At 64.4% G+C, this 26,956-nt stretch carries 27 protein-coding genes; 9 read left to right on the forward strand and 18 right to left on the reverse strand.

Annotated features, from left to right (window positions below; all coding sequences use genetic code 11):
• Positions 1 to 109: 109 nt before the first annotated feature.
• From GTP77_RS15220 to GTP77_RS15285, 14 genes are all read right to left on the reverse strand, one after another.
• The gene (locus GTP77_RS15220) at positions 110 to 1,180 is read right to left on the reverse strand and encodes a protein-glutamate methylesterase/protein-glutamine glutaminase (protein ID WP_161073004.1); all 1,071 of its coding nucleotides are present in this window, start codon (positions 1,178 to 1,180) and stop codon (positions 110 to 112) included.
• Positions 1,181 to 1,200: 20 nt separating this feature from the next.
• Positions 1,201 to 1,800, reverse strand: coding sequence for a chemoreceptor glutamine deamidase CheD (gene cheD / locus GTP77_RS15225; protein WP_161073005.1), 600 nt, complete (start codon positions 1,798 to 1,800; stop codon positions 1,201 to 1,203).
• 18 nt (positions 1,801 to 1,818) lie between these two features.
• Positions 1,819 to 2,649 (reverse strand): CheR family methyltransferase, encoded by an 831-nt coding sequence (locus GTP77_RS15230; RefSeq protein WP_161073006.1) that lies wholly within the window; start codon positions 2,647 to 2,649, stop codon positions 1,819 to 1,821.
• Positions 2,650 to 2,702: 53 nt separating this feature from the next.
• Positions 2,703 to 4,409, reverse strand: a complete 1,707-nt coding sequence (locus GTP77_RS15235; RefSeq protein WP_161073007.1) for a methyl-accepting chemotaxis protein — start codon at positions 4,407 to 4,409, stop codon at positions 2,703 to 2,705.
• 78 nt (positions 4,410 to 4,487) lie between these two features.
• The gene (locus GTP77_RS15240; RefSeq protein WP_161073008.1) at positions 4,488 to 4,979 is read right to left on the reverse strand and encodes a chemotaxis protein CheW; all 492 of its coding nucleotides are present in this window, start codon (positions 4,977 to 4,979) and stop codon (positions 4,488 to 4,490) included.
• A 58-nt stretch (positions 4,980 to 5,037) separates the two neighbouring features.
• Entirely contained in the window at positions 5,038 to 7,236 is a 2,199-nt protein-coding gene (cheA, locus tag GTP77_RS15245) for a chemotaxis protein CheA (protein WP_161073009.1), read from the reverse strand.
• A 38-nt stretch (positions 7,237 to 7,274) separates the two neighbouring features.
• Positions 7,275 to 7,640: a response regulator gene (locus GTP77_RS15250; protein WP_056396897.1), complete on the reverse strand. Its 366-nt coding sequence runs from the start codon at positions 7,638 to 7,640 to the stop codon at positions 7,275 to 7,277.
• Positions 7,641 to 7,689: 49 nt separating this feature from the next.
• Positions 7,690 to 8,238 carry a chemotaxis protein gene (locus tag GTP77_RS15255; protein WP_161073010.1) on the reverse strand — a complete coding sequence of 183 codons (549 nt, stop codon included), beginning with the start codon at positions 8,236 to 8,238 and terminating at the stop codon, positions 7,690 to 7,692.
• Positions 8,239 to 8,305: 67 nt separating this feature from the next.
• Positions 8,306 to 9,259: a flagellar motor protein MotB gene (motB, locus tag GTP77_RS15260; RefSeq protein ID WP_161073011.1), complete on the reverse strand. Its 954-nt coding sequence runs from the start codon at positions 9,257 to 9,259 to the stop codon at positions 8,306 to 8,308.
• 60 nt (positions 9,260 to 9,319) lie between these two features.
• The gene (motA, locus tag GTP77_RS15265) at positions 9,320 to 10,180 is read right to left on the reverse strand and encodes a flagellar motor stator protein MotA (RefSeq protein WP_161073012.1); all 861 of its coding nucleotides are present in this window, start codon (positions 10,178 to 10,180) and stop codon (positions 9,320 to 9,322) included.
• 94 nt (positions 10,181 to 10,274) lie between these two features.
• A complete protein-coding gene (locus GTP77_RS15270) occupies positions 10,275 to 11,042 on the reverse strand; it encodes a class I SAM-dependent methyltransferase (RefSeq protein WP_161073013.1) in 768 nt (255 codons plus the stop codon).
• A 40-nt stretch (positions 11,043 to 11,082) separates the two neighbouring features.
• Complete coding sequence (gene flhC, locus GTP77_RS15275) at positions 11,083 to 11,625, reverse strand: flagellar transcriptional regulator FlhC (protein WP_161073014.1); 543 nt, start codon at positions 11,623 to 11,625, stop codon at positions 11,083 to 11,085.
• 40 nt (positions 11,626 to 11,665) lie between these two features.
• Positions 11,666 to 11,983 (reverse strand): flagellar transcriptional regulator FlhD, encoded by a 318-nt coding sequence (gene flhD, locus GTP77_RS15280; protein WP_057157943.1) that lies wholly within the window; start codon positions 11,981 to 11,983, stop codon positions 11,666 to 11,668.
• A gap of 226 nt (positions 11,984 to 12,209) precedes the next feature.
• Positions 12,210 to 12,521, reverse strand: coding sequence for a hypothetical protein (locus tag GTP77_RS15285; RefSeq protein ID WP_161073015.1), 312 nt, complete (start codon positions 12,519 to 12,521; stop codon positions 12,210 to 12,212).
• Here GTP77_RS15285 and kynU point away from each other — a divergent pair.
• The 4 genes from kynU (at position 12,520) to GTP77_RS15305 (ending at position 15,991) form a co-directional block, all read left to right on the forward strand.
• Complete coding sequence (gene kynU / locus GTP77_RS15290; protein ID WP_161073016.1) at positions 12,520 to 13,770, forward strand: kynureninase; 1,251 nt, start codon at positions 12,520 to 12,522, stop codon at positions 13,768 to 13,770. The two genes, GTP77_RS15285 and kynU, sit on opposite strands and share 2 nt — an antisense overlap.
• 10 nt (positions 13,771 to 13,780) lie before the next feature.
• The gene (gene kynA, locus GTP77_RS15295; protein ID WP_161073017.1) at positions 13,781 to 14,689 is read left to right on the forward strand and encodes a tryptophan 2,3-dioxygenase; all 909 of its coding nucleotides are present in this window, start codon (positions 13,781 to 13,783) and stop codon (positions 14,687 to 14,689) included.
• Positions 14,690 to 14,742: 53 nt separating this feature from the next.
• Positions 14,743 to 15,285: an RBBP9/YdeN family alpha/beta hydrolase gene (locus tag GTP77_RS15300; protein ID WP_161073018.1), complete on the forward strand. Its 543-nt coding sequence runs from the start codon at positions 14,743 to 14,745 to the stop codon at positions 15,283 to 15,285.
• A 112-nt stretch (positions 15,286 to 15,397) separates the two neighbouring features.
• A complete protein-coding gene (locus GTP77_RS15305) occupies positions 15,398 to 15,991 on the forward strand; it encodes a CHRD domain-containing protein (RefSeq protein ID WP_161073019.1) in 594 nt (197 codons plus the stop codon).
• Between the two features lie 127 nt (positions 15,992 to 16,118).
• On the opposite strand, the gene htpG is transcribed toward GTP77_RS15305, so the two are convergent.
• The 3 genes from htpG to GTP77_RS15320 are packed head-to-tail and all read right to left on the reverse strand — an operon-like array spanning position 16,119 to position 20,844.
• Positions 16,119 to 18,041, reverse strand: a complete 1,923-nt coding sequence (htpG, locus tag GTP77_RS15310; protein WP_161073020.1) for a molecular chaperone HtpG — start codon at positions 18,039 to 18,041, stop codon at positions 16,119 to 16,121.
• A gap of 25 nt (positions 18,042 to 18,066) precedes the next feature.
• Positions 18,067 to 19,293, reverse strand: a complete 1,227-nt coding sequence (locus tag GTP77_RS15315; protein ID WP_161073021.1) for a GGDEF domain-containing protein — start codon at positions 19,291 to 19,293, stop codon at positions 18,067 to 18,069.
• A 54-nt stretch (positions 19,294 to 19,347) separates the two neighbouring features.
• Complete coding sequence (locus tag GTP77_RS15320; RefSeq protein WP_161073022.1) at positions 19,348 to 20,844, reverse strand: aminotransferase-like domain-containing protein; 1,497 nt, start codon at positions 20,842 to 20,844, stop codon at positions 19,348 to 19,350.
• Positions 20,845 to 20,940: 96 nt separating this feature from the next.
• Here GTP77_RS15320 and GTP77_RS15325 point away from each other — a divergent pair, with 96 nt between their 5' ends.
• The 4 genes from GTP77_RS15325 to GTP77_RS15340 all read left to right on the forward strand — a co-directional run bounded on the left by GTP77_RS15325 (position 20,941) and on the right by GTP77_RS15340 (position 25,295).
• Positions 20,941 to 21,864: a DMT family transporter gene (locus tag GTP77_RS15325; RefSeq protein WP_228893370.1), complete on the forward strand. Its 924-nt coding sequence runs from the start codon at positions 20,941 to 20,943 to the stop codon at positions 21,862 to 21,864.
• 47 nt (positions 21,865 to 21,911) lie between these two features.
• On the forward strand, positions 21,912 to 22,373 hold the full coding sequence (locus GTP77_RS15330; protein ID WP_161073023.1) for a RidA family protein: 462 nt from the start codon (positions 21,912 to 21,914) through the stop codon (positions 22,371 to 22,373).
• Positions 22,374 to 22,481: 108 nt separating this feature from the next.
• Positions 22,482 to 23,675 (forward strand): aminotransferase-like domain-containing protein, encoded by a 1,194-nt coding sequence (locus GTP77_RS15335; RefSeq protein WP_161073024.1) that lies wholly within the window; start codon positions 22,482 to 22,484, stop codon positions 23,673 to 23,675.
• Between the two features lie 258 nt (positions 23,676 to 23,933).
• A complete protein-coding gene (locus tag GTP77_RS15340; RefSeq protein ID WP_161073025.1) occupies positions 23,934 to 25,295 on the forward strand; it encodes a diguanylate cyclase in 1,362 nt (453 codons plus the stop codon).
• A 155-nt stretch (positions 25,296 to 25,450) separates the two neighbouring features.
• On the opposite strand, the gene GTP77_RS15345 is transcribed toward GTP77_RS15340, so the two are convergent.
• The gene (locus tag GTP77_RS15345) at positions 25,451 to 26,206 is read right to left on the reverse strand and encodes a class II aldolase/adducin family protein (protein WP_161073026.1); all 756 of its coding nucleotides are present in this window, start codon (positions 26,204 to 26,206) and stop codon (positions 25,451 to 25,453) included.
• 77 nt (positions 26,207 to 26,283) lie between these two features.
• On the opposite strand from GTP77_RS15345, the gene GTP77_RS15350 reads away from it, so the two are divergent.
• On the forward strand, positions 26,284 to 26,952 hold the full coding sequence (locus GTP77_RS15350; protein ID WP_161073027.1) for a Crp/Fnr family transcriptional regulator: 669 nt from the start codon (positions 26,284 to 26,286) through the stop codon (positions 26,950 to 26,952).
• Positions 26,953 to 26,956: the final 4 nt, after the last annotated feature.

The raw sequence follows: 26,956 nt of genomic DNA on the forward strand, positions 1-26,956 counted from the left end.
ATAGTGTCTATAAGCACGAGCTATTTGTAGCATAGCATTTTCGTTGCTCTAAGGCGAACAAAGTAGCAGTAATACGTCATCCAGCACATGAAACGTGACGTTTCGTTCGTCACACGCGCAACGCGCGCATGCCATGCGTTGCCAGGTAGCCAAGCACCATGCCGGGCAGCGCCTGCAGCGGCCCCACTTCATGGGTGCCGCCGACCGCGATCGCTTCCCTCGGCATGCCAAACACGACGCAGCTGGCTTCGTCCTGCGCAAAATTATACGCCCCGGCGTTCTTCATCTCCAACATTCCTGCGGCGCCGTCCTTGCCCATGCCGGTCAGGATCACGCCGACCGCATTTTTACCGGCAAACTGGGCCGCCGAACGAAACAGCACGTCCACCGACGGGCGGTGGCGGTTCACCGGTTCGCCCTGGTCGATCTTGGTCATGTAGTTGGCGCCGGAACGCGCCAGCGTCAGGTGCGAGTGGCCGGGCGCGATATAGGCGTGGCCGGGCAGCACGCGCTCGTTGCCTTGCGATTCGATGACGGCGATCTTGCACAGCGAGTCCAGGCGCTTGGCGAAGGACTTGGTGAAGCCCTCCGGCATATGCTGGGTGATCAGGATGCCGGGGCAGTCGGACGGCATCTGCATCAGGAATTCGCGGATGGCTTCGGTGCCGCCGGTGGAGGCGCCGATGATGATCAGTTTTTCAGAGGACATGAGCGGGTTGCGCAGCTGCGGCAGCGCGGTCTGGCCGGCGGCGCCGGCCTGCGGAATGGTACGGGCGCGCACGCGCGCCTTGGACGCGGCGCGGATCTTGTCGGCGATCAGGTCGGTGTACTCGCGCATGCCGCTCTGGATGGAAATCTTGGGCTTGGTGACGAAGTCCACCGCGCCGAGCTCCAGCGCGCGCATGGTGATCTCGGAGCCGCGCTCGGTCAGCGAGGACACCATCACCACCGGCATGGGGCGCAGGCGCATCAGCTTTTCCAGGAAGTCGAGGCCGTCCATTTTCGGCATCTCCACGTCCAGCGTCAGCACGTCCGGGTTGGTCTGCTTGATCAGTTCGCGCGCCACCAGCGGGTCCGGCGCCACGCCCACCACTTCCATGTCGGGCTGGTTGTTGATGATTTCGGTCATCACGCTGCGGATCAGCGCGGAATCGTCTACGATCAGGACTTTGATCTTCATGATAAAACTTTCGTATTAAGTCAGAACAGCTCGATCTCGCCGGCCACCGGCTGCTTCTTCAGGCGGCTGGCATATTCGATCTCGCGTTTGGCCAAGGTGTCGTTGTGCGACTGCATCAGCTTCTTGACCAGCACCTTGCCGGTGCGCGGAAAAAAATACACCTTGCGCGGGTAGATGTCGTTCAAGTCCTCGGCCACGATGCGGATTTTCTCGTTGCGCAAAAAGGTCTGCACGAAGGCGGCGTTGCGCTCGCCCACGTTGATGGCGGTGAAGCCCTTGAGCACCGCGCCGCCGCCGAACACCTTGGCCTCCAGGTTGTCGCGCCGCGCGCCCGCCTTCAGCAGGTCGTTGATCAGGATCTCCATGGCGTAGGTGCCGTAGCGGGCCGAGGCCGAAATCGGGCTGTTCGGATCGCTGCCGCCGTCCGGCAGCATGAAGTGGTTCATGCCGCCCAGGCCGCTCACACGGTCGCGGATGCAGGCCGAGACGCAGGAACCCAGTACGGTGACGATCAGCATGTCCTTGGCGGTGAAATAGTATTCACCCGGCAGGATTTTGGCGGCGTCGCAGTCAAAGGTCCGGTCGTAGTAGACGTTGGTGGCAAATTGTTCTAAATCCATGGCGCGCCCTTAGGGTTTCTATCTTTTGTCCAGCTCGTACACGGTCTTGCCGCGCAACTTCAGCGAGTCGGACACATAGAGGAAATTCTCGGAGTGGCCGGCGAACAGCAGCGCGTCCGGCTTCATCAGGGGGACGAAGCGGGACAGTATTTTACGCTGAGTCGCCTTGTCGAAGTAAATCATCACGTTGCGGCAGAAGATCACGTCGAACGGCCCGGTCACCGGCCACTGGTCGGCCAGCAGGTTGAGCTGCTTGAAGGTGATCATATTGCGCAGCTCGGGACGTACCCGCACCATGCCCTCCTTGTCGCCCTTCCCCTTCAGGAAAAAGCGGCGCTGGCGTTCGGGCGACATCTTGTCCAGCCGGTCCATGGTGTAGACGCCGTTGGCGCCGGCCGCCAGCACATTGGTGTCGATGTCGGTGGCGATAATGGTGGCCGGCGGCGTGAGCGTGTTGAACGCTTCGCACAAGGTCATGGCGATGGAGTACGGCTCCTCGCCGGTGGAGGCGGCCGAACACCAGATGGTCAGGTCGCGCTTGTTCTTCACATGCTCGGCCAGCAGCGGGAAGTGGTGCGCCTCGCGGAAGAAGGACGTCAGGTTGGTGGTCAGGGCGTTGGTGAAGGATTCCCACTCGTCGCCCAGCCGCCCCGCTTCCAGATCGTCCAGGTATTTCATGAAGGACGAGATGCCGGTGGCGCGCAAACGGCGCGCCAGGCGGCTGTACACCATCTCCTGCTTGCTGTCGGCCAGCGAAATGCCGGCCCGCTTGTAGATCAGGCCCCGGACCCGCTCGAAGTCCTTGGAGTTGAAGTCAAACTCTTTGACGGTGTCTTTAGATTGCGGCATTTGTAAACCCTTAAAACGAACTGCCTGGAACAATGCCTGCTAGGGCGCCCTGCTTAGAACTCTTCCCAATCGTCGCCAGGCGCGGCCGAGGCCAGCTTCTTGGCGGGCTTGGGCGCGGCCACCACGGCGGTGCGCGCGGCCGGCTTGGGTGCGGCCGGCTTGGGCGCCACGAACTTCGGCTTGGGCGCGGCGGCGCGCGGCGCATGCATCGCGTCGCTCGAGAGCTTGAAGATGCTGACCGCGTGCGCCAGGTTCTGCGCCTGCTCCTGCATGCTCTCGGCCGCCGCGGCGGCTTCCTCCACCAGGGCCGCATTCTGCTGCGTCATCTCGTCCATCTGCGTGATGGCCTGGTTCACTTCCTCGATGCCGTTGCTCTGTTCCTGCGTGGCGGCGGTGATTTCGCCCATGATATCAGCCACCTGCTTGATCGAGGTGACGATCAGCTCCATGGTCTGGCCGGCTTCGTCCACCAGGCGGCTGCCCGCATCGACCTTGTCGACCGAATCGCCGATCAGTTCCTTGATCTCCTTGGCCGCGCCGGCCGAACGCTGCGCCAGGTTGCGCACCTCGGAGGCCACCACCGCGAAGCCGCGTCCCTGCTCGCCCGCGCGCGCCGCCTCGACGGCCGCGTTCAGCGCCAGGATGTTGGTCTGGAAGGCGATGCCGTCGATCACACCGATAATATCGACGATCTTGCTGGACGAAGCCTTGATCGAGCCCATGGTTTCCACCACTTGCGACACCACCGAACCGCCCTTCACCGCCACCGACGAAGCCGAGACGGCCAGCTGGTTGGCCTGGCGCGCATTGTCCGCGTTCTGCTTCACGGTGGAGGTCAGTTCCTCCATCGACGACGCGGTTTCCTCCAGCGAGCTGGCCTGCGACTCGGTGCGCGAGGACAGGTCGGCATTGCCGGAGGCGATTTCCTGCGAGGCCACGGTAATGGTCTCGGTGCTGGTGCGCACGTCGGACACGGTGCGCACCAGGCTGTCGTTCATATCCTTGAGCGCCTGCAGCAGCTCGCTGGTCTCGTCCTGGCCTTCCACCGTCACTTGCGAGGTCAGTTCGCCGCCGGCCACTTTCTGCGCCACGGTCACCGCGCCTTGCAGCGGGCCGGTGATGGAGGTGGTGATCAGGATGGCGCCGAACACGCCGATGGCCACGGCCACGCCGCCCATCACGAACAGCATCACCATCAGCTGGGTGTCGGCCGAGACCGAGCCTTCCAGCACATTGGTGGCGGCCTTCTGCTGCATGTCCACCAGGCCGTTCAGGGCCGCCAGCGTCTGCTGGTTCAGCGGGTCGATGCGGCTGGCGATCACTTTCGCCGCGCCTTCGCTGTTAAACGCCAGCACCTGGCCGATGGCTTCCTTGAAGGCCGCGTCCACGTCCTTGTCCAGCGCGGCGATATCGCTCAGCGCTTTCTTTTCCGCGTCGTTCAGGCCCAGGCTTTGCAGTTTTTCGCGCGCCGCGTCGTAGCGCTTGCGCTGCTCCTTGACCTTGTTTTCCTCCTTCTGCATCAGGCTCACGTCCGACTGCAGGCCGATATTGCGCATGGCGATGCCGGTTTCCAGCATGGCGCTTTTCATGGTGGCCGCCTGCAGCGTCTTGGCCGTGGTCAGTTCCAGTCCGGTGCGCAGCTGGCCCTTGTTGCGGTAGTTCAGCACGTTCGTCAGCAACACCATCGCGACCAGGATCAGCAAAATGCTGCCAAAGCCCAGCCGCAGGCGGGTACCAATTTTGAAGTCGCGTAAGTTCATCTCTATCTCCCTGTTTTTTTATTGCGCGGCGGCGCTGCCTCTCCGGGCTTTCACCGCCGCCGCTGCTGCTGCGCGGTCTTACGCAGCCAGCTTGTCGATCAGGCCCATCTCGGGGCTGGACATCAGCTTGTCGATGTCGACCAGGATCAGCATGCGCTCGTCGATGGTGCCCAGGCCTATCATGTACTCGGTGCTGAAGGCGGTGCCCATTTCCGGCGCCGGCTTGACCTGCTCCGGCATCAGCGTGGTCACGTCGGACACGCTGTCGACCACCATGCCAACCACGCGGCCGTTGATATTGAGGATGATGACCACGGTGAACTGGTCATACACCGGCTCGCCCAGGTTGAACTTGATGCGCATGTCCACCACCGGAATGATGATGCCGCGCAGGTTGATCACGCCCTTGATGAATTCCGGCGCGTTGGCGATGCGGGTCACCGCCTCGTAGCCGCGGATCTCCTGCACCTTCAGGATATCGATGCCGTACTCCTCTTTGCCGAGGGTGAAGGCGAGGAATTCGCGGCCGGCGATATCGTGGTTGCCGGCGTTCTGGATTGCGTCTGACATGATGGATTCCTTCTGGCTAAGTTACTTACTGATGTACTGACTTAGTGTATTGGTTTATTTACGAAAAAATGGATTCGTCCGCGAGTTGGCGCGACGAGCGTATCAACGCCGCCACATCCAGGATCAGCGACACGCCGCCGTCACCCAGTATGGTGGCGCCCGAGATGCCGGCCACCTTGCGGTAGTTCGACTCCAGGTTCTTTACCACCACCTGCTGCTGCCCCACCAGGTCGTCGATGAACAGGGCCGCCTTGCGCCCTTCCGTCTCCAGTATCACTACCAGGCCTTCGGCCGGGTCGGTGAAGCGCGGGGTGATCTCGAACATCTGGTACAGCGGGATCAACGGCAGGTACTCGCCGCGCACTTTGATCACCTTGCCCTTGCCGGAGATTTCCTTCACGTCCTCCGGCGCCGGCTGCATCGACTCGATGACGAAGCCCAGCGGCAGGATGTAGATCTCCTCGCCCACCTTGATCGACATGCCGTCCAGGATCGCCAGCGTGAGCGGCAGCGAAATCGAGATGGTGGTGCCGAAGCCCTTGGCCGAACGGATGTCCACGGTGCCGCCCATGGCGGTGATATTGCGCTTGACCACGTCCATGCCCACGCCGCGGCCGGACACGTCGGTCACCTGCTCGGCGGTGGAAAAGCCCGGCGCGAAGATCAGCTGCCACACTTCGGCGTCGCTCATGGTGTCGGTCACCGGCAGGCCGGAGGACTTGGCCTTGGCCAGGATCTTCTCGCGGTTCAAGCCGCCGCCGTCGTCCGACACTTCGATGATGATATTGCCGCCCTGGTGGCTGGCCGACAGGAACAGGCGCCCCGCGTCGGTCTTGCCGGCCGCGCGCCGCACCTCGGGCATTTCAATGCCGTGGTCGATGGAGTTGCGCACCAGGTGGGTCAGCGGATCGACGATGCGCTCGATCAGGCCCTTGTCCAATTCCGTGGCCGCGCCGTTGGTGATGAAGTCCACCTTCTTGCCCAGCTTGGCCGCCAGGTCGCGCACCATGCGCGGGAAGCGCGAGAACACGAAGTCCATCGGCATCATGCGGATCGACATCACCGCTTCCTGCAGGTCGCGCGTGTTGCGCGTGAGCTGGCTCACGCTGTTGAGCAGGCGCTCGTGCACCATGGGGTCCAGCGTGTCCACGCGCTGCTCTATCATGGCCTGCGTGATCACCAGCTCGCCCACCAGGTTGATCAGCTGGTCGACCTTCTCGATCGACACGCGGATCGACGACGATTCGGCGCCGGCGTGGGCGGCCGGCTTGTCGACCTCCTTCTTCACCACGGCGGCCTTCTTCTCCTCCTCGGCCGGCGTGGGCACGGGTTCGTCCTTGATGCCGGCCTTGGCGCGGATGGCCTCCACCGGCTCGAAGAAGCCGTAGCCGCGCGCGTCGTCCGCGCCGGCGGCCGCGTCGGCGCGGATCTGCTCCAGCGGCTGGAAGAAGCCGTAGCCCTGGCCGGCGGCAGCGGCGGCGGCAGGCTTGGCCGGCTCGGGGTCGAAGAAGCCGTAGCCCTGGTCGTTCTCGACGCGGGAGCGCTCGGCGCTCTCCAGCGCCTGCTGCTCCGGCGTGAGCGCGGGCAGCTCGGAAATCTTCATGTCATCCGGATTGAGGATGAAGGAGCAGATCGAAATAATGTCGTCCAGGCTCTCGTGCGTGGTCACCACCAGCGCGGTGCGGCCGCCGTCGAGCGGCGTGGTCGTGACCGCGCCCAGCAGGCCCACCTCGGCCGACAGCGCGGTGATTTCGCGCTGCTCCATCTGCGGCAGGTCCAGCCGGTAGCGGCGCCCGCCGCTATGGTCCACGGCGTCCTCCTGCGGCGCGCTGTGGAAGGACGGCGCCACGTGCGACAGCGCGGCCACCACGTCCTGCGACAGCGATTGCAGCATCATGCGCACGTCCGCGACGGCGTCCTGGTCCACGGCCGAACCGAGGCGGTGGCCGTCCAGCTGCATCTTGAGGATGTCCTTGGCCGCCAGGAAGGCGTCCACGTGCTCCGAGGTCAGCGCCATCTCGCCCTTGCGGATGCGGTCCAGCAGCGTCTCCAGGATGTGGGTCACTTCCGTCATGTCATTCAGGCCGAACGTGCCGGCGCCGCCCTTGACGGAATGGGCGGTGCGGAAGATCGCGTTCAGGTCTTCTTCGGTGGGCGCGGCGATATCCACCGCCAGCAGCAGCCGTTCCATTTCAGCCAGCAGCTCCTCGGCCTCGTCGAAAAAGACCTGGTAGAACTGGCTAATGTCGATGGTCATGGCGAGACTCCATCAAGTACTAAACACATGGCAGCCCCTTAGCCAATAACTTTTTTGACAACCTCGATAAGCCGCTGCGGATCGAAAGGCTTGACCAGCCAGCCATTGGCGCCGGCGGCGCGGCCTTTCGCCTTCATCTCGTCGGACGATTCGGTGGTCAGCATCAAAATTGGCGTCTTCTGGTAGGTCGGCAGCTCGCGCAGCAGCTTGATCAGCTGCAGGCCGTCCATGCGCGGCATGTTCTGGTCGGTCAGCACCAGGTCCACCGCCTGCTGCTTGGCTTTTTCCAGGCCGTCCTGGCCGTCGACCGCTTCCACCACCTGGTAGCCCGCCGCCTTCAGACTGAAGGCCACCATCTGGCGCAGGGAGCTGGAATCGTCAACTGCAAGTATTGTTTTAGCCATTATATTTTCTCGCTATTTCAAAGGTGTTAATTCAAGGAGCGGCGCGGGCTTAGAACAGCTCGATGTCGCCGCTTTCCAGGTGTTTTTGGCTTACCGCCTTGCGCAGCACGCTGCGCAGCTCCAGGCTCTGGATCGCCAGCGCCATGCTGACCTTGCCCAGCAGGTCCACGATCTCCTCGCTGCCGCTGTCGGGCACCATCTCGGCGCCGTGCGCGCCCAGCGTGCCGAGGAACTCGCGCAAGCCGGTCACGCGCTTGAGCGTGCGGTCGATCAGCTGGCTGGTCATGTCCTGGAACTGCATGCTGGTGACGGCCGCGTTCACATAGGTGCCCACCTGCTCGGACAGCGCCGACAGTTCGGCCTTCTGTTCGGGCGAGGGCGAGCCGCCGTCCAGCAGCAGATTAATGGCGGCCTGTTGCGCCGTCACCGTTTCATGGATGGCCATGAAATTGCGCGACAGCTTCTCGATGGCCTCCTCCAGCAGCAAGTTGGTCTGGATCAGGTCCGTCTCGACTTCCGTCAGGTGGCGCTTCCCGTGGTCCGACACGCCCGACAGCAGGCGCTTTACATGGGAACCCAGGATTTTTTTTCTCGTCATATTCAGTCTCGTTCTCAATACCCGCCGTGGTGCGGCGTTGCTACTTCTTCGTTGCTGCTTTGGGTTGCTACTTTTTGCCGGCGGCCGGCGCGGGCGCCGCCGCGGCGGCCGCAGCTGCATTGGTGGCGTCGGTGTCGGTGCCGACGTCAAGCTTGGCGCCGTCGCGCGACACCGCGTCCTCGGTCTTCTTGTTCATCACCACGATGCTGATGCGGCGGTTGATGGGGTTGAAGGGGTCGAGCCGGTCCAGGTGCACCGCCGAGGCCAGGCCCACCACGCGCAGGATCTTGGTGTCGGCCATGCCGCCGGCGATCAGCGCGCGGCGCGAGGCGTTGGCGCGGTCGGCCGACAGTTCCCAGTTGCTGTAGCCGGCGTCGGTGAAGTACGGCGTGGAGTCGGTGTGGCCGGACAGGCCTATCTTGTTGGGCACGTCGTTCAGCACCACGCCGATCTCCTGCAGGATTTCCTTGGTGTAGGGCTGCAGCTGGGCGCTGGCCAGCGCGAACATGGGCCGGTTCTGCTCGTCGACGATCTGGATGCGCAGGCCTTCGCTGGTGAAGTCCAGCAGCAGCTGCTTCTTGTACTTGGCCAGCAGCGGATTGCTCTCGATCTTGGCCTCGATCTTTTCCTTCAGCTTTTGCAGGCGCTCGGTTTCCTGGCGCTCCAGCTCGGCCTTGGCTGCGGTCAGGTTGAAGGTCTTCTTGCTGACGGTGGGGTCGTCGGCCAGCTTGACCTGGCCTTCCTTGCGGGTCAGGTCCTTGCCGCCGCCGGGGATGACGGACGAGCTGTCGCCGCTGCCCGAGCCGCCCTGCATGGCCACCTTGAGCGGGGTCTTGAAGTACTCGGAAATGCCGTTCAGGTCGCCCTTGGTGGTCGAACCCAGCAGCCACATCAGCAGGAAGAAAGCCATCATCGCCGTCACGAAGTCGGCATACGCGATCTTCCACGCGCCGCCATGGTGCGCATGGCCGCCCTTCTTGATGCGTTTGACTACTATCGGCCGCAAGCCCTCGTCAGCCATGGAGTTTCCTTAGTGTTTCCATAATTCAATAATAATACTGATAATACGCCATGCCGGGGCTTATTTGGTCTTGGATTTTTTGATGTGATCCTCTAGTTCGGAGAAAGTAGGACGCTCGGTCGAGTACAGCACTTTGCGGCCGAACTCGATGGCCAGCGCCGGCGCGTAGCCGTTCAGGCTGGCCAGCAGTGTCACTTTCACGCACTGGAACATCTTGGTTTCTTCTTCCAGCTTCTGCTCGTGCAGCGAGGCCAGCGGGCTGACGAAGCCGTAGGCCAGCAAGATACCCAGGAAGGTGCCGACCAGCGCCTTGGCAATCAGCAGGCCCAGCTCGGACGGCGGAATGCCCACCGATTCCATGGTGTGCACCACCCCCATCACGCAGGCCACGATGCCGAACGCCGGCATGCCGTCGCCCAGCTTGGCGAGCGCGCCGGCCGGCACCATGCCCTCGTGGTGGTGGGTGTCGATCTCGTTGTCCATCAGGTTTTCGATCTGGAAGGCGTCCATATTGCCGGACACCATCAGCCGCAGGTAGTCGGTCATGAACTCGACTATGTGGTGGTCTTCCAGCACCGACGGGTATTTGCTGAACAGCGGGCTGTCGCTGGGCGAGTCGATGTCGCCTTCGATCGACATCAAGCCCTCTTTGCGCACCTTGGACAACACGTCGAACATCAGCGACATCAGCTCCATGTACAGGTCTTTGGTGTGGCGCGAACCGCGCAGCAGCTTGGGTACCGCCGCCAGCGTGGCCTTGATGGCCTTGCTGTTGTTGCCCACAAAAAAAGCGCCGATTGCGGCGCCGCCGATCTGCAGCAATTCCACGGGCTGGAACAGCGAGGCCAGGTGGCCGCCCGCTGCGGCAAAACCGCCGAACACGCAACCGAGGACGACAAAATATCCAAGTATGACTAACAAGAGTGCCAGCTCCGAAAAAAGATAGAAAAACGCTAAATTAACAGGTAGAACTACAATAGCGTGAGACAGGGGGAGCGGGCAAGCAAAAGACGCGTTAAAAGCGCCAGACGTAGAGCGCGGGGCCGTGCTCTGTGGTAACTATGGTCTTGACGGGCGGACGGGCGTGGATCTCGAATTCATAACTGATGAGCAAGCTGCCGGGCCGCATTTCCACCTCGGCCTTGGCCCACAGCCCGCTCATGGCGGCCGGCGACAGATAGGCGAACACCATGTCGTAGTCGCCGAAATCGAGCAGTTCGTAGTCGCCGCGCACAAAGCTGGCGCGGCTGCCGGCCAGCGCGGCGCGCAGGCGCGAGTACAGCCAGGGCAGCGGCGCCAGTTCGATGCCGGTCACCTGCGCGTCCGGCCGCGCGCGCGCCAGGTGCAGCGCCATGCCGCCCATGCCGCTGCCGATGTCGATCAGGCGCAGGCCGGGCTGCGGCGGCAACTCGGCCACCACCGCCGCCCACACGGCCGGGCCGGACGGATACAGCGGCACCTGGGTGCGGTAGGTGGACCAGAACAGGCCCATCAGCACGATGAACACTATTAAATAGAAAGCCGGCGGCAGCGCCAGCATGCTCGCGCCCAGCAGCGCCAGCGGGAACAGCAGCTGGATCAGGCGCCACCACTGGGCCAGGCCGTAATGCACGGTCAGCAAGGCGGCGATCAGGCCCTGCACCACGGCCACGTCCGCCAGGCCGGGCTTCAGGCCCAGCGTGGCCAGCAGATAGGTGACGGCCAGCGTGAGCGGGTAGGCGCCGGCCTGGATCAGGGCGGCGCGCAGGGCCGGGACGCGCGCAAGCCGGCGCAGGTGCATCATGCCCTGCCCCGGCTTGCGAGGAAGATGGAGACTGGATGGTTCAAGCGGCGAGCGCGTCTTCTTTGGCTTTTTTGGTCTTGCCGGCGCGCGAAGGCATGTGGCACAGGCCGCAGACATAGCCACCGTGCAGGTCCATGGTGTTGACCACGAACTTGCCCTGGCACTTGCCGCAAGGGGCCAGCTTCAGCATGTCGCTATTAAAGAAGCGCACCAGGGTCCAGGCGCGGGTCAGCGACAGCACCGCTTCCTGGCCGGGTTCGGGCGGCATTTGTTCGAGGTAGAGCTGGTAAGCCTTCATCACGGCCTGGATGCCGGTGGCGCCGGCGTGCAGCACCAGGAAGCTGTGGATGTTGATGAACAGCGAGGAATGGATATTCGGCTGCCAGGTGAGGAACCAGTCGGTGGAGAAAGGCAGCATGCCCTTGGGCGGCGACACGCCGCGCAGCTCCTTGTACAGCTTGAGCAGGCGTTCGCGCGACAGCGACACTTCCGATTCCAGCAACTGCAGGCGGGCGCCCAGGTTGATCAGCTCGATGGCCAGCTGGATTTCCTGCGCTTCGGTGACGACGCTTTTCTTGCTCATGGTGTGCTCCTGGGGACCTGGCTGGGCTTAAAGACGGATCTTAAGCGATTTCTTCTGCTGGCTGGCCGGCCATCAGGATGGCGGCGTGCGACTGGGCCAGCGAACGGTCTTTATTGTAGTTGGTCAGCATGCCCAGGATGGCGCCGTCGTCGAAGCGGAAGCGGGCCAGCATCATGTTGCCGCCTGCCAGTTTCAGGATCTGGGCGTTGCTCATGCCTTCGATCAGTTCGGCGATGTCGGCGGAGATGCCGAGGCGGAAGATGGCGGTCACTTTGTCAGCGCGGATCATCTGCTGAGCCAGCATCAAGTAGCTCAGGTTTGCATCGCGGATCTCAGCCATCATGTCGTTCGCAGTCATTTCCATCTCCTCGTTTGCACTCGTTAGTAACGCATTTGCGTTTCCGTTGAGATACATTCTGCTGGAGCGGACACAGCAAGAAAAGCGGACGGTGGCTGTATTTGGAGTCGGGAAATGGCGAACGCACCCTGTCAGCGTTTGTCTGACAAACGCAGGGCGGTCATAGTGCAACGCCAGTGCTGGCGCGGGTTTCAGGCATTCTTGCTTGCAAGACAGAACCTTGTTTTCAGGCAAAAAATAGAGGGGTAATATGACTCTTTTTTGCTACATCTAAACCGGTAACGGCAGGGTTTTCAGGAACTTTAGGGTCAAAACCAAAAATTTTTAAAAAATTTTGAAGTTTTTCGCCCGCCTTTTTGGCCTGCTGGAGGCGCTTTGCGGCGCATCTTAAACAGGGTAACGGCAGCGATTTTGGGAACTTTAGGGTTTTTTTGAATTTTTTTTGAAAATCTTCAAAAAAATTCCGGAGCGGCCTGGCGGCCTCAAAAGTTGCTACACTTCGCCTTCCTGTATATACATTAAGCTTCAAGTATCCCATGACCACACGCAACGATTGCCTGACCCGCGACGCGCAAGACCCGCTCGCCTCCCTGCGCAGCCAGTTCGACCTGCCCTCCGGCGTGATCTACCTGGACGGCAACTCCCTGGGCGCCCGGCCGAAAGCGGCGCTGGCCCGCGCCCAGGACGTGATTAGCCGCGAATGGGGTAAAGACCTGATCACCAGCTGGAACACCGCCGGCTGGTTCGACCTGCCCAAGCGCCTGGGAAACCGCCTGGCGCCGCTGATCGGCGCGGGTGGGGATGAAGTAGTTGTCACCGACACCACATCGCTGAACCTGTTCAAGGCGCTGGCCGCCGCCGTCCACCTGCAGGCGCAGACGCCCAAGAGCGCCGCCCGCCGCGTCATCCTCACCGAGCGCAGCAACTTCCCGACCGATATCTATATGGCGCAGGGTCTGTCCAACTGGCTGGAGCGCGGCTACACCGTCAAGCTGGTGGACAGCGTGGAAGAGATTCCGGCCGCCATCGACGCCGACACGGCAGTGCTGATGCTCACCCATGTGAACTACCGCACCGGCTACCAGCACGACATGGCGGCCCTGACCGCCCTCGCGCACGCGCGCGGCGCGGTGGCGGTGTGGGACCTGGCGCACTCGGCCGGCGCGGTGCCGGTGGACCTGAACGGCGCCAACGCCGACTTCGCGGTCGGCTGCACCTATAAATACCTGAACGGCGGCCCCGGCGCGCCGGCCTTCATCTGGGTGCCGAAGAAGCACCAGGCCACCTTCACGCACCCATTGTCCGGCTGGTGGGGCCACGCCGCCCCCTTCGCCATGGCGCCCGGCTTCGCGCCCACCGACGGCATAGGCCGCGCCCTGTGCGGCACCCAGCCCATCGTCTCGCTGGCCATGGTGGAATGCGGCCTGGACGTGTTCGGCCAGACCAGCATGGCCGCCATCCGCGCCAAATCGCTGGCGCTGACCGACTTGTTCATCGAACTGGTGGAGGCGCGCTGCGGCGGCCATCCGCTGGGCCTGGTCACGCCGCGCGAGCACGCGCAGCGCGGCAGCCAGGTCAGCTTCACGCACCCGCACGGCTACGCCGTCATGAGCGCCCTGATCGCGCGCGGCGTGATCGGCGACTACCGCGAACCGGAAATCATGCGCTTCGGCTTCACGCCGCTGTACACCAGCTACGCCGACGTGTGGGACGCGGTCGAGATCCTGAAGCAGATACTGGACAATAAAGAGTACGACGTCGCCGCCGAACGCGGCGCGGTGACCTGAGAAAGCAGCCATGAGCGACAACAAAGACATTCCCAGCGGCTGCCCCATGCACGCCCCCGCAGCAGCCGCACCCTCCGGCGAAGCAGGCGGTGCAGGCAACGCACAGTGGCACGGCGCCCAGATGGACTTCAGCAAGTCCATGAGCTACGGCGACTACCTGGGCCTGGACCGCATCCTCACGGCCCAGCACCCGCTCTCGCCCGAGCACAATGAAATGCTGTTCATCGTGCAGCACCAGACCAGCGAACTGTGGATGAAGCTGATGCTGCATGAAATGCACGCCGTCTGCGCCAATCTGCAGGCGGGCGAGCTGTCGCCCGCGTTCAAGATGCTGGCCCGCGTGGCCCGCATCATGGACCAGCTGGTGCACGCCTGGGACGTGCTGGCCACCATGACGCCGCCCGAATACACGGCCATCCGGCCCTACCTGGGCGCCTCGTCGGGCTTCCAGTCCTTCCAGTACCGCGAGATCGAATTCATCCTGGGCAACAAGAATGCCGCCCTGCTCAGCGTGCACACCACCGCGCCGGAAAACCACGCCGTGCTGGAGCAGGCGCTGCGCGCGCCCTCCGTGTACGACCACGCCGTCCAGCTGCTGGCCCGCAACGGCCTGCACATCGCCCCCGAGCGCCTGGCGCGCGACCCCAGCCTGCCCACGGAAGCCGACGAGTCGGTCAAGGAAGCCTGGCTGGCCGTCTACCGCGACCCGGCCAAATACTGGGCACTCTACGAGCTGGCCGAAAAGCTGGTGGACCTGGAGACCGCGTTCCGCTTCTGGCGCTTCCGCCACGTCACCACGGTCGAGCGCATCATCGGCTTCAAGACCGGCACCGGCGGCACCGCCGGCGTGAGCTACCTGCGCAAGATGCTGGACGTAGTGCTGTTCCCCGAGCTGCTCTCCCTGCGCACCGCCCTGTAATTCCGCATTCCATGCAATACTGGCGTAATTGCCAACTTTTGCATGGAGATGTCATGGATTTCGCAGTACTCACCCTGGCCGGCCTCTGGAATTCGGGGCCGCAGCACTGGCAGACGCACTGGGAAGCCAGGCACGGCTGGCAGCGCGTGCCGCACCGCGACTACGAGACGCCGGACCGGGATGAATGGGTGGCGGAACTGGATGCGGCCATCGCGCTGTGCGAGCGGCCGCCGGTGCTGGCGGCGCACAGCCTGTCCTGCTCGCTGGTGACGCGCTGGGCCGCTTCCGGCTCCCGGCACCGGATCGCCGGCGCCTTCCTGGTCGCGCCCAGCGATACCGACGCGCCCTCCTATCCCGATTGCACCACCGGCTTCCAGCCCATGCAGCTGGCGCGCCTGCCCTTCCCCAGCATCGTGGTCTCCAGCAGCGACGACGTGTACGTGAGCGACGCGCGCGCGCGCCAGTTCGCCGAGGCCTGGGGCAGCCGCTTTGTCTCCATCGGCCCCGCCGGCCATATCAACGGCGACGCGGGCTACGGGCCGTGGCCGGAAGGTGAAGCCCTGCTGCTGGAGCTTTGCGAGCAAACCCAGCGCTAAGCCGGACGGGCTGATACCGCAGAGCATTGGAATATTGCAATCTTTACATTATTTGGCGTGCGGCCTATAGTTAAGAAGCTGGTTTACCCCACTCTCAACGAAAGGTAGCGCGATGAAAACAATAATCAGCCTGGCAATTTGCACCTTGACGCTGGCGGCTGCGGCCGCCAGCGCAGCGCCCGTCAGCTATGGCGGCACACTGAGCGGCGCGGCCGAATCGCCGCCCGTGCCATCGCCGGCGACCGGTTCCACGCTGGTCGTCTTCGACATCGCGGCGCACACGCTGACGGTGAACATGAACTTCAGCGGCCTGCTCGGCACCACCACCGCCGCCCACATCCACTGCTGCACCATGGTTCCGGGCATCGGCAATGCCGGCGTGGCGACGGAAACGCCCACGTTCAACGGCTTCCCGCTGGGCGTGAGCAGCGGCAGCTATTCGATGATCTACGACACCACGCTGGCGTCCAGCTGGAGCCCGGGTTTCCTGGCCAACAACGGCGGCACCACGGCGGGCGCGGAGGCGGCGTTCGGCGCGGGGCTGGCCAGCGGCTCCGCCTACCTCAACATCCACAGCAATCTGTACTCGGCCGGCGAGATCCGCGCCTTCCTGGCGCCGGTGCCGGAGCCGGGAACCTGGGCCATGCTATTGCTGGGCATACCGGCAGTGCTCGGGCTGCGCCGGCGGGTTACGCCTGGCGGCTAACCCGCCCTACATGGTTTGACGGCATTTGTCGCGTAGGGCGGGTTAGGCCGGAGGCCGTAACCCGCCAACTCAGCGAAAAAAAACCGGCCCCCTCGCGGGTGGCCGGCTTTTTACCAGGCGGGGCGGCTTACTTGGCCGCGCCGCTCAGCAGCATTTCGTTCAGGCGCTTGACGAAGGTGGCCGGGTCGGCCAGCGAACCGCCTTCGGCCAGCAGCGCCTGGTCGAACAGGATGTGCGACCAGTCCGCGAACTGGGTGCTGTCCGCGTTTTCGTACTTCAGGCGCGTCACCAGCGGGTGGTTCGGATTGATCTCGAGGATGGGCTTGGACTCGGGCGCAGCCTGGCCCGCCGCCTTCAGCATGCGCAGCAGGTTGCCGGACAGCTCGTGCTCGTCCGCCACCAGGCAGGCCGGCGAATCGGTCAGGCGGAAGGTCACGCGCACTTCCTTGGCCTTGTCGGCCAGCGCGGCCTTCATCTTCTCGGTCAGTTCCTTGTACGAGGTTTCCGTTTCCTCGTGCTCCTTCTTCTCGGCTTCGTCTTCCAGCGAGCCCAGGTCCAGGCCGCCCTTGGCCACCGACACCAGCTCCTTGCCTTCGAACTCGGTCAGGAAGGACAGCATCCACTCGTCCACGCGGTCCGTCATCAGCAGCACTTCCACGCCCTTCTTGCGGAAGATTTCCAGGTGCGGGCTGTTCTTGGCGGCCTTGTAGCTGTCGGCCGTCGCGTAGTAGATCTTGTCCTGGCCTTCCTTCATGCGCGCCACGTAGTCGGCCAGCGACACGGTCTGCTCGTCGCTGTCGGCGTTGGTGGAAGCGAAGCGCAGCAGCTTGGCCAGGCGGTCCTTGTTGGCCGCGTCCTCGCCCACGCCTTCTTTCAGCACCTGGCCGAATTCGGTCCAGAAGGTGGCGTACTTGTCTTTCTTTTCCTGTTCGTCGGCGTTGGCCAGTTCTTCCAGCATGCCGATCACGCGCTTGGTCGAGCCGTCGCGTATCACCTTCACGTCGCGCGATTCCTGCAGGATTTCACGCGACACGTTCAGCGGCAGGTCGGCCGAGTCGATCACGCCTTTGACAAAGCGCAGGTAGGTCGGCATCAGCTGCTCGGCGTCGTCCATGATGAACACGCGCTTGACGTACAGCTTGATGCCGCCGCGCTTGTTGCGGTCCCACAGGTCGAACGGGGCCTTGGCCGGGATGTACAGCAGCTGCGTGTATTCGCTGCGGCCTTCCACGCGGTTGTGCGTGTGGGTCAGCGGCGCGGCGAAGTCGTGCGACACGTGCTTGTAGAATTCTTCGTACTGCTCCGGCGTGATGTCGGACTTGGCACGCGCCCACAGCGCGCTGGCCTGGTTCACGGTTTCCAGTTCGTCCTTGACGACGGTTTCCTTCTTCTCTTCGTCCCACTCTTCCTTGGCCATGACGATGGGCAGGGAGATGTGGTCCGAGTACTTGCGGATGATGGATTTGATCTTCCACGACGACAGCAGCTCGTCCTCGCCTTCGCGCAGGTGCAGGATGATGTCGGTGCCGCGCGAGGGCTTTTCGATCTGCTCGATCGAGTAGTCGCCCTCGCCGGCCGATTCCCAGCGCACGCCGTGCGCCGCGTCCAGGCCCGCGCGGCGGGTTTCAACGGTGATCTTGTCGGCCACGATGAAGCCGGAGTAGAAGCCCACGCCGAACTGGCCGATCAGGGCCGCGTCGGCCTGCTGGTCGCCGGACAGCTTGCCGAAGAACTCCTTGGTGCCGGACTTGGCGATGGTGCCCAGGTGCGAAATGGCTTCATCGCGGCTCATGCCGATGCCGTTGTCCGAAATGGTGATGGTGCGCGCCGCCTTGTCGAAGCTGACCTTGATTTTCAGTTCGTGATCGTTGCCGTACAGGGCGTCGTTGTTGATCGCCTCAAAACGCAGCTTGTCGGACGCGTCGGACGCGTTCGAGATCAGTTCACGCAGGAAGATCTCCTTGTTGGAGTACAGGGAGTGGATCATCAGCTGCAGCAGCTGTTTTACTTCCGCTTGAAAACCCAGTGTTTGCTTTTCGGTGTCAGCCATTTTTACCTCAATAGTCTTCGATTAATCAGGGTGTTGGGTGTTGCACAGGTTCCCGGTAATTGGGGATACCGCCCTCAATTTCAAGAGCAGCGCATTCTACCCGGTTGCGGCCGGCCGCCTTGGCGGCGTACAGCGCCGCGTCGGCGCGGCGCAACAGGTCGTCGAAGCCGGCGTCGCCCGGCGCGCGCACGGCCACGCCGATGGACACGGTGATGGCCAGCTTCAGCTCCCCCGCCATGAAGGGCTGCGCGGCCACGGCCTGGCGCAGGCGTTCGCCGGCGGCGCGCGCGCCGGCCGCGTCCACCGCCTCGAACAGCACCACGAACTCCTCGCCGCCCTGGCGCGCCGGCAGCTCGGTCTCGCGGCAGGCCGCTTCCAGCCGCTCGGCCACCTGCTTGAGCGCCACGTCGCCGATGGCGTGGCCGTAACGGTCGTTGACCTGCTTGAAATGGTCGATATCGACCAAGGCCACGCCCATGCCTGGCCGGGCCTCGCTGAAACCGCCGCCGGCCGCAAAGCGGCGCTCGCCGGTGTCAGCCAGGGTGCGGCGGTTCGCCAGGCCGGTCAGGTAGTCGGTGGAGGCGGCGCGCTCCCACTGGCGGCGGATGCGCTCGGAGCACATCAGCAGGAAGGCCGTGGTGCCGATCACGGGGATGGCCGCCACCACCAGCGGCGAGGCGACATTGATCCAGTAAGCACCGTCGGACACCCGGTAGCCGGGCGGCACGCCGGCGATCAGGAAGTAGGCCAGGCGCAGCAGCATGAACACCATCACGCCGACGAACAGGCCGGTCATCACGCGGCGGCTGCTGGCGCGGGCGCGCCGCTTCTGCGAATGCAAGTGCCACACGCAGGCGCCAAGGATGAACAGCCAGGTCAGCGTCAGCACCGCGACGCGGGCCGCCATATCCGGCTGCACCAGGTTGTACCAGAACACGCCGCCGCCGCCGGCGATGGCGGGCAGCCAGATCCAGGGACTGTCCGGAGCACCGTAGAACTGGCGCAGCGCGCGCCAGTAGCCGGTGAAGCCCAGTACGAACAGGGCGTTCCCCAGCGGCAGCATCACTGCGCGCGGCGCCAGGTCCTGCACCAGGAACAGCAGGCAGCCGCAGGCGTGCACCAGGGTGGAGACGCGCCAGCTGACGGCGCTGGGGCGCAGCGAATGCGGCAGGTCGCCATGCATCAGCCCGAGCACGCCGCCATTCGCCAGCATCATCAGCGCTGCAATCAGATATACGGTTTTAGGATCCATTCAGCTGCTTGGGACGCGGTAGCGCGCCGTTCCGGCAATGACAAGACAGCAATTTTACCCTTTCAACTCCCGCTCGAGGAAGCGCCAAACGGCCGGGTCCTGCATGGCGGCCAGGTTCAGGCGCATGCGGGTGGACGGCAGCTGGCTGGGCGAGAACAGGCTGCCCGGCGCCAGCAGCAGGTTTTCCGCCATGGCGTGGGCGGTCAGCACATTGGTGTCGCGGCCCGCGTCGGCCCAGACGAACATGCCGGCCGGCGCCGCCACGTCCACCTTCAGGCCCACGCGCTCCATCTGGCGGTAGGTGCGCCCGCGCAGCGCGTCCAGCCGTGCGCGGATGCGGTCCACATGCTTGCGGTACAGGCCTTCGGACAGGATTTTGTACACCACGCGCTCGCCGATCTCGCCGGTGGTCAGCGTGGACAGCATCTTGCGGTCGGCCAGGCGCTGCGCCCATTCCGGCTTGGTGGCGATAAAGCCCACCCGCAGATTGGCCGCCATGGTCTTGGAGAAGCCGCCCAGGTAGATCACGCGGTTGAGCTGGTCCAGCGCGGCCAGGCGCGTGGCCGGCTGCACCGCGCTGCCGGGATGCAGATCGCAATAAATGTCGTCCTCCACCACGGTGAAGCCGTGTTCCTCGGCCAGGCGCAGCACCTGGAAAGCCTTGGCGGCGGACAGCGAGGTCGAGCTGGGGTTGTGCAGCACCGAGTTGATGACGTACAGGCGCGGCTTGTGCAGCGCGGCCAGTTGCGCCAGCTGGGCCAGGTCCGGCCCGTCCGCTAGGCGCGGGATACCCACCACCTTGGCGCCCAGCGCGGCGAAGGAGCCGAACATCAGGAACCAGGCCGGGTCGTCGACAAAGATGGTGTCGCCGGGCAGTGTGAACTCGCGCGCCACCAGGTCCAGCGCCTGCGTCACGCCCGCCGTGGTGACGATCTGCGCCGGCGCGGCGGCAATCTCCAGCTCGCCCAGCTTGTGCTGCAGCTGCTGGCGCAGCGGCAGAAAGCCCTGCGGCACGCCGTAGTTGACCAGCTGCGCCGGGTTCTGGCGGCTGATGGCGCGCAGCGCGTTGGCGATGCTGGCGCCGTCCAGCCATTCGGACGGCAGCACGCCCGCGCCGGGCATCTGCTGGTGCGGCACCTGACGGAACATATTGCGCACCAGCCAGACCACATCCAGCTGGCTGGCGTCGCCGTCCGCCGGGGACGACAGCGTGGACAGCGCCGCGCCCGCAGGCGAGGAGCGCTCGCCCGCGTTCATCGGCGAGCGCTCGCGCACATAGAAACCGGCGCCGCGGCGCGACTCCAGGTAGCCGCGCGCCACCAGCTTGTCGTAGCCCGCCACCACCGTGAACGGACTCACGCCGTGCGCGGTGGCGAACTGGCGGATGGAAGGCATGCGCGCGCCGCTGCGCAGCAGCTTGTCGTCGATGCGCGCGGCCACCGAGCGCACGATCTGGTCGATCAGCGATTCGCCGGACTCGCGGGACAGCAGCGCCAGCAGCGGAACCGGCTTGGCGCGCACGGGGGCGTCCTGCAGGGTTGTATTGGTCATATCGCCATCACAGTATGTGAATTATGTGGAAAAGTGTATTGGCACTGTACTGGTGTTCTCACATAGGATACACCCATCCCTTTTTGAAAGCGAACCATGACTACGCAGATCGCCACCGTCCCGCGCCTGTCCGACGAAACACGGGGCATGCTGCTCGGCCTGGCCGGCGTGGCCATCTTCAGCCTGACGCTGCCCTTCACCCGCATGGCGGTGGCGGCGTTCGAGCCGTCCTTCGTGGCGCTGGGCCGCGCGCTGGTGGCGGCGCTGCTGGCCGGGCTGTGGCTGCTGTGGCAGCGCGCGCCGCTGCCGCCGCGCGCCGCGCTGCCGCAGCTGGCCGTGGTGTCGCTGGGCTGCGTGATCGGCTTTCCCTGGCTGACCTCGATCGCCATGCGCACCCTGCCCGCCTCGCACGGCGCGGTGTTGGTGGGCGTGCTGCCGCTGGCCACGGCCCTGTTTTCCGCCCTGCGCGGCTATGAAAAACCCTCGCGCGGCTTCTGGCTCATGGCCGTGCTCGGCTCCTCCCTGGTCGCCGGCTTCGCGCTGCAGCAGAGCGGCGGCAGCCTGCACGCGGCCGATCTGGCCGTGTTCGCCGCCGTGCTGCTGGCCGCCATGGGCTACGCCGAAGGCGGCCGCCTGTCCAGAACCATGGGCGGCCAGCAGGTCATCAGCTGGGCGCTGCTGCTGTCCGTGCCGCTGGTGCTGCCGGTGGTGCTGTGGGAATGCCGCGGCAGCTGGGACGCCATGCTGCACGCCGGCGCCCGCGCCTGGGGCGGCTTCGCCTACGTTTCCGTGTTCTCCATGTTCATCGGATTCTTCTTCTGGTACCGCGGCATGGCGCTGGGCGGCGTGGCCCGCGTGGGGCAGGTGCAGCTGGTGCAGCCCTTCCTGTCCATCGTCGGCGCGGCGCTGGTTTTGGGCGAAACTATAGAATTGAGCAATATTCTGTTTGCTTTGGCCGTTATTTCCGTCGTTGCTATGGGCCGCAAAATGCAGATCAGCAGCGAGAAAGACGTACAATAACGGTCTTAGCGCACTACCCTTGCAACCCTTTTTCTGGAATACCAAACATGTCCGTCTACGAAAAACTCAAATCGCTCGATATCACCCTGGCCCCACCGGCAGCTCCTGTCGCGGCCTACGTTATGTACGTGCAAACCGGCAACCTGGTATTCATCTCCGGCCATATCGCCAAAAAAGCCGACGGCAACCCATGGGTAGGCCAGCTGGGCAAGAACATCACCACCGAGGAAGGCCAGCAGGCGGCCCGCTCCATCGCCATCGACCTGATGGGCACGCTGCAAGCGGCCTGCGGCGGCGACCTGGGCCGCGTCAAGCGCATCGTCAAACTGATGAGCCTGGTGAACTCCACCCCCGACTTCACCGAACAGCACCTGGTCACCAACGGCGCCTCCGAGCTGCTGGGCGAAGTGTTCGGCGACGCCGGCAAGCATGCGCGCTCCGCCTTCGGCGTGGCGCAGATTCCGCGCGGCTCGTGCGTTGAAATTGAACTGATCGCCGAGATCGCCTAATTGACAGATACGGGCGGCGCCCACCCGGCGCCGCTCTTTCACGGCCGCCACAAGCGCGCTTGTTCATCGGCCGGACCCAGTCCGCCGACTTCCTCTGAGAGCAATCGTATGAAAATCGAAAACCCCCATCCCTTCCCGTGGCAGTTCGCCGAGCGCGCCAGCCAGATGCAAAGCTCCTTCATCCGCGAGATCCTGAAGGTGACCCAGCAGCCCGAGATCATCTCCTTCGCCGGCGGCCTGCCTTCGCCCGCCACCTTCCCGGTGGAACGCATGCAGGCGGCTTTCGACAAGGTACTGCGCGACAACGGTAAAGTGGCCCTGCAATACGGCCCGACCGACGGCTACCTGCCGCTGCGCCAATGGATCGCCGATTCGCTGTCGACCAACGGCGCCAAGATCGTGCCGGAACAAGTGCTGATGACCTCCGGCTCGCAGCAAGCGCTGGACCTGCTGGGCAAAGTGCTGATCGACGAAGGCAGCAAAGTGCTGGTGGAAACCCCGTCCTACCTGGGCGCGCTGCAGGCGTTCTCGGTCTACCGCCCCAACTTCGTCTCGGTCGCCACCGACGAGGACGGCCTGGTGCCGTCGTCGCTGAACGACGTGGCCGCCGGCGCGCGCCTGCTGTACGCGCTGCCCAACTTCCAGAACCCGACCGGCCGCAGCCTGTCCATCGCGCGCCGCCAGGAACTGGTGGAAACCTGCGCCCGCCTGGGCGTGCCGCTGGTGGAAGACGACCCTTACGGCTCGCTGAGCTACAAGGGCGAACCGGCGCCGAAGATGGTGGCCATGAACCCGGACGGCGTGATCTACATGGGCTCCTTCTCCAAGGTGCTGACCCCCGGCATCCGCCTGGGCTACGTGGTCGCCCCGCTGGCGCTGGTGCGCCGCCTGGAACTGGCCAAGCAGGCCGCCGACCTGCACACCTCGCAGCTGACGCAGATGGTGGTGCACGAAGTGATCAAGGACGGCTTCCTGGACCAGCACATCCCCACCATCCGCACCCTGTACGGCGACCAGTGCCAGTGCATGCTGGACGCCATGGCCGAACACTTCCCGGCCAGCGCCACCTGGACCAAGCCTGAAGGCGGCATGTTCATCTGGGTCAAGCTGCCGAAACAGATCAACGCCATGGAACTGCTGGACGAAGCCATCAAGCAAAAAGTCGCCTTCGTGCCCGGCGCGCCGTTCTACGCCAACGAGCCGGAGACCAACACCCTGCGCCTGTCCTTCGTGACCGTGCCGCCGGAACGCATCCGCGCCGGCGTGGCCATCCTGGGCAAACTGATCGCAGAACGCCTGTAATTCCGCAGCACCGCGTGGGCGCATCCGCCGCCCACGCCTCCCCTCCCCGGCGCCTGTTGCCCCATAACAACATGGACCGCCTTGCGCCACATCAAAAATACCAAAAGTTACTTAGTTTCGTAGCAGCAATAACAACATTCCCGAAAATAAGGGACGATCGCACTATTTTCCTCGTAGGCGACTCATGTTTTTTTACAATTTGAATTGGCAAAGCGGTATGATTTAGACAGATAGTTACCCTCGACCAGGCGATAAGTAATGACCAACGGCGGTTCCAGTTACTCCCCTCGTCGCGACGCAGCGATCCTGATCGTCGACGACGCACCGGCCAATCTGAGCGTATTGCGCAAGATGATGGTCGAGCAGGGCTACCAGACATTCGTCGCCACCTCCGGCGAGCGGGCGGTGCAGATCGCCCGGCGGGTGCATCCCGACTTGATCCTGCTGGACGTGGTCATGCCCGGCATAGACGGCCTGGAAACCTGCCGCCAGCTGAAAGCCAATCCCCTGACCGCAGGCATCCCCATCATCTTCATGAGCGCCAAGAACGAGGCGGAAGACGTGGTGGCCGGCTTCGACACCGGCGGCGTGGACTACATCGGCAAACCGCTGCGCATGGCCGAAGTTTGCGCGCGCGTGCGCACCCAGCTGCAAATCCGCATGAACAGCGAAACGCAGCAGGAGCAGGCCGAGCGGCTGCGCACCATCGTCAACTCCATGGCCGAAGGCCTGCTCATCATCGAGCCGGACGGCCGCATCCAGTTTACCAACCCGGCCTGCGACCAGTACCTGGGCTACGCGCCCAACGAGCTGGCCAGCAAGACCATCTTCGACCTGCTCAACCCGCTGGTGGCGCAGGAATACCTGGACTACTTCGGGCGCTACGCCGCCAATCCCGAGACGGCGCACAGCCACGGCACGCGCGAAGTCATCATCCGGCACAAGTTCGGCACCTCGGTGTGCATGGACCTGACCTTGACGCCGATGTTCATGCGCCAGCCGCTGTTCATCGGCCTGCTGCACGACATCACGCACCACAAGATGTCGGAAGACGCGCTGCAGCGCGCCGCGATGGTGGACCCGCTGACCAAGATCGCCAACCGGCGCCACTTCGACGGCTTCCTGGAAAAGGAATGGCAGCGCGCCATGCGCAGCGGCTCGCCGCTGTCGCTGGTGGTGCTGGACGTGGACCACTTCAAGCTCTACAACGACAGCCTGGGCCACGCGGCCGGCGACGTCTGCCTGCAGCAGGTGGCGCAAGCGATCAACGCGCACGCCCTGCGCGCCACCGACCTGGCGGCGCGCTACGGCGGGGAGGAATTCGTGCTGCTGTTCGCCGAGACCGACGCCGACTCCGCGCTGGCGCTGGCCGAATCGATACGCTGCCACGTCGAAGCGCTGCAGCTGCCGCACCCGCGCTCGATCACCTCGCCGTGGATCACGCTCAGCGTCGGCGTGGCCACCATCTACCCGCACCAGATGGAAAACACCGAAGCCCTGTTCGTCGCCGCCGACCGCGCCATGTACACCGCCAAGGAAAGCGGCCGCAACCAGGTCCAGTCCAGCAAGAGCGCCAGCCCCTCCACCGCCAGCGAAGCCCTGAAAACCGCCGCCCTCTAGCGTGCCCCACCCCGGGGTCAGTTCTGTCATCGCGTCACGGCCTCATCCATAACAGTACGTGACAGCCAAGCTCATGGAGCGATGACAGAACTGACCCCGGGTGACACGGGTGACAAGTCCCGCTGATTCGCGCTGGCGAGCGCTGGATGGACGGCTTAGGTGCGGTAGCTGGCGTCGAGCTTGTCGAGCTTGCGTATCAGCGCGGGCCAGGCGAAGGCGCCGCCCAGGCCGCTGGTCTGCACGCGCATGGCTTCGGCCACGCCTTGCACGATCTGCGGATGCACTTGCACCAGTTCGCCGCCGGCCTGCGCCGCCAGCTGGATCTGGCAGGTGGATTCGAAGATGTACATGGCGAGGAAGGCGTCGGCGATGCTGCCGCCGCAGGTGAGCAGGCCGTGGTTGCGCAGCATGAGGAAGTTGGCGCGGCCCAGGTCGTCCTGCAGGCGCGGCTTTTCTTCGTCGCGGAAGGCCACGCCTTCGTAGTCGTGGTAAGCCAGCGAGGCCAGCACGAAGGTCGATTGCTGCGAGATCGGCAGCACGCCGCATTTCTGCGCGCTCACCGCCACGCCGGCCCGCGTGTGGGTGTGGATCACGCACTGCGCGTCCTCGCGCGCGGCGTGCACCGCGCTGTGGATGACGAAGCCGGCCGGGTTCACCGGGAAGGCACTGTCGATCAGCTTGTTGCAGTCCTGGTCCACTTTCACCAGCGAGGACGCGGTGATCTCGTCGAACATCAGCCCGTAGGGATTGATCAGGAAGTGGTGCTCGGGACCGGGAATGCGGGCGCTGATGTGGGTGAACACCAGGTCGCTCCAGCCATGCAGGGCCACCAGCCGGTAGCAGGCGGCGAGGTCGACCCGCAGCTGCCACTCTTCCGGGCTGACGAGGTGTTGTACGGATGGGATGTTCATGGGAGTCTCCTGTGTAGTTTTAATCTAGTATCGCGGCGCGCTGGACTTGAGACTGTCAATTTCCTTACAATTGCCGCATGCCTTCCGCCATCCTGCTCGCCAATCCCTGGTACGCCGCCCTGCCCGCCGACGTGCGCGCGGCCATGCTGGACGGCGCTGAGCCGGTCAGGCTGCGGCGCGGCGAGATGCTGTTCCGCCAGGGCGACGCGCCCGGCGGCCTGTATGCGGTGCTGCGCGGTTCGCTGAAGGTGTCCACGCTGCGCGAGGACGGGCGCGAGGCCATCCTGGGCGTGATCGAACCGGGCACCTGGTTCGGCGAGATTTCGCTGATCGACAGCCTGCCGCGCACGCACGACGCCACGGCCATCGGCGCGTCCGAGCTGCTGGTGCTGCCGCACGAGGCTTTCCATGCGCTGATGGAGCGCCCGGTGTTCGCGCGCGCCGTGGCCTCGCTGCTGGCCACGCGGCTGCGCATGATGTACAGCATGATGGAGGACGCCACGCTGCGCAGCACCCGCGCCCGCGTGGTGCGCCGCCTGCTGCTGCTGGCGCGCGGCGACGCGGCCATGGCGAGCGCGGTGCGGCCGCGCATACCGGTGTCGCAGGAGGCGCTGGCCATGATGCTGGGCATTTCGCGCCAGACCTTGTCCAAGGAACTGAAGCAGCTGGAGGCGCTGGGCGCCATCCACATCGGCTACCGGTGCATAGAACTGTTGTCCGGGACGGCGCTGCGGGATGCCGCTTAAGCAA

It is taken from the genome of Pseudoduganella aquatica (assembly GCF_009857595.1).
Lineage (GTDB): Bacteria > Pseudomonadota > Gammaproteobacteria > Burkholderiales > Burkholderiaceae_D > Rugamonas > Rugamonas aquatica_A.

Excerpts from the sequence above, each read along its gene's own strand:
- GTP77_RS15220 (WP_161073004.1), bottom strand. The coding sequence starts at position 1,180 with ATGAAGATCAAAGTCCTGATCGTAGACGATTCCGCGCTGATCCGCAGC.
- cheD (WP_161073005.1), bottom strand. The coding sequence starts at position 1,800 with ATGGATTTAGAACAATTTGCCACCAACGTCTACTACGACCGGACCTTT.
- GTP77_RS15230 (WP_161073006.1), bottom strand. The coding sequence starts at position 2,649 with ATGCCGCAATCTAAAGACACCGTCAAAGAGTTTGACTTCAACTCCAAG.
- GTP77_RS15235 (WP_161073007.1), bottom strand. The coding sequence starts at position 4,409 with ATGAACTTACGCGACTTCAAAATTGGTACCCGCCTGCGGCTGGGCTTT.
- GTP77_RS15240 (WP_161073008.1), bottom strand. The coding sequence starts at position 4,979 with ATGTCAGACGCAATCCAGAACGCCGGCAACCACGATATCGCCGGCCGC.
- cheA (WP_161073009.1), bottom strand. The coding sequence starts at position 7,236 with ATGACCATCGACATTAGCCAGTTCTACCAGGTCTTTTTCGACGAGGCC.
- GTP77_RS15250 (WP_056396897.1), bottom strand. The coding sequence starts at position 7,640 with ATGGCTAAAACAATACTTGCAGTTGACGATTCCAGCTCCCTGCGCCAG.
- GTP77_RS15255 (WP_161073010.1), bottom strand. The coding sequence starts at position 8,238 with ATGACGAGAAAAAAAATCCTGGGTTCCCATGTAAAGCGCCTGCTGTCG.
- motB (WP_161073011.1), bottom strand. The coding sequence starts at position 9,259 with ATGGCTGACGAGGGCTTGCGGCCGATAGTAGTCAAACGCATCAAGAAG.
- GTP77_RS15270 (WP_161073013.1), bottom strand. The coding sequence starts at position 11,042 with ATGATGCACCTGCGCCGGCTTGCGCGCGTCCCGGCCCTGCGCGCCGCC.
- flhC (WP_161073014.1), bottom strand. The coding sequence starts at position 11,625 with ATGAGCAAGAAAAGCGTCGTCACCGAAGCGCAGGAAATCCAGCTGGCC.
- flhD (WP_057157943.1), bottom strand. The coding sequence starts at position 11,983 with ATGACTGCGAACGACATGATGGCTGAGATCCGCGATGCAAACCTGAGC.
- kynU (WP_161073016.1), top strand. The coding sequence starts at position 12,520 with ATGACCACACGCAACGATTGCCTGACCCGCGACGCGCAAGACCCGCTC.
- GTP77_RS15285 (WP_161073015.1), bottom strand. The coding sequence starts at position 12,521 with ATGGGATACTTGAAGCTTAATGTATATACAGGAAGGCGAAGTGTAGCA.
- kynA (WP_161073017.1), top strand. The coding sequence starts at position 13,781 with ATGAGCGACAACAAAGACATTCCCAGCGGCTGCCCCATGCACGCCCCC.
- GTP77_RS15300 (WP_161073018.1), top strand. The coding sequence starts at position 14,743 with ATGGATTTCGCAGTACTCACCCTGGCCGGCCTCTGGAATTCGGGGCCG.
- GTP77_RS15305 (WP_161073019.1), top strand. The coding sequence starts at position 15,398 with ATGAAAACAATAATCAGCCTGGCAATTTGCACCTTGACGCTGGCGGCT.
- htpG (WP_161073020.1), bottom strand. The coding sequence starts at position 18,041 with ATGGCTGACACCGAAAAGCAAACACTGGGTTTTCAAGCGGAAGTAAAA.
- GTP77_RS15315 (WP_161073021.1), bottom strand. The coding sequence starts at position 19,293 with ATGGATCCTAAAACCGTATATCTGATTGCAGCGCTGATGATGCTGGCG.
- GTP77_RS15320 (WP_161073022.1), bottom strand. The coding sequence starts at position 20,844 with ATGACCAATACAACCCTGCAGGACGCCCCCGTGCGCGCCAAGCCGGTT.
- GTP77_RS15325 (WP_228893370.1), top strand. The coding sequence starts at position 20,941 with ATGACTACGCAGATCGCCACCGTCCCGCGCCTGTCCGACGAAACACGG.
- GTP77_RS15330 (WP_161073023.1), top strand. The coding sequence starts at position 21,912 with ATGTCCGTCTACGAAAAACTCAAATCGCTCGATATCACCCTGGCCCCA.
- GTP77_RS15335 (WP_161073024.1), top strand. The coding sequence starts at position 22,482 with ATGAAAATCGAAAACCCCCATCCCTTCCCGTGGCAGTTCGCCGAGCGC.
- GTP77_RS15340 (WP_161073025.1), top strand. The coding sequence starts at position 23,934 with ATGACCAACGGCGGTTCCAGTTACTCCCCTCGTCGCGACGCAGCGATC.
- GTP77_RS15345 (WP_161073026.1), bottom strand. The coding sequence starts at position 26,206 with ATGAACATCCCATCCGTACAACACCTCGTCAGCCCGGAAGAGTGGCAG.
- GTP77_RS15350 (WP_161073027.1), top strand. The coding sequence starts at position 26,284 with ATGCCTTCCGCCATCCTGCTCGCCAATCCCTGGTACGCCGCCCTGCCC.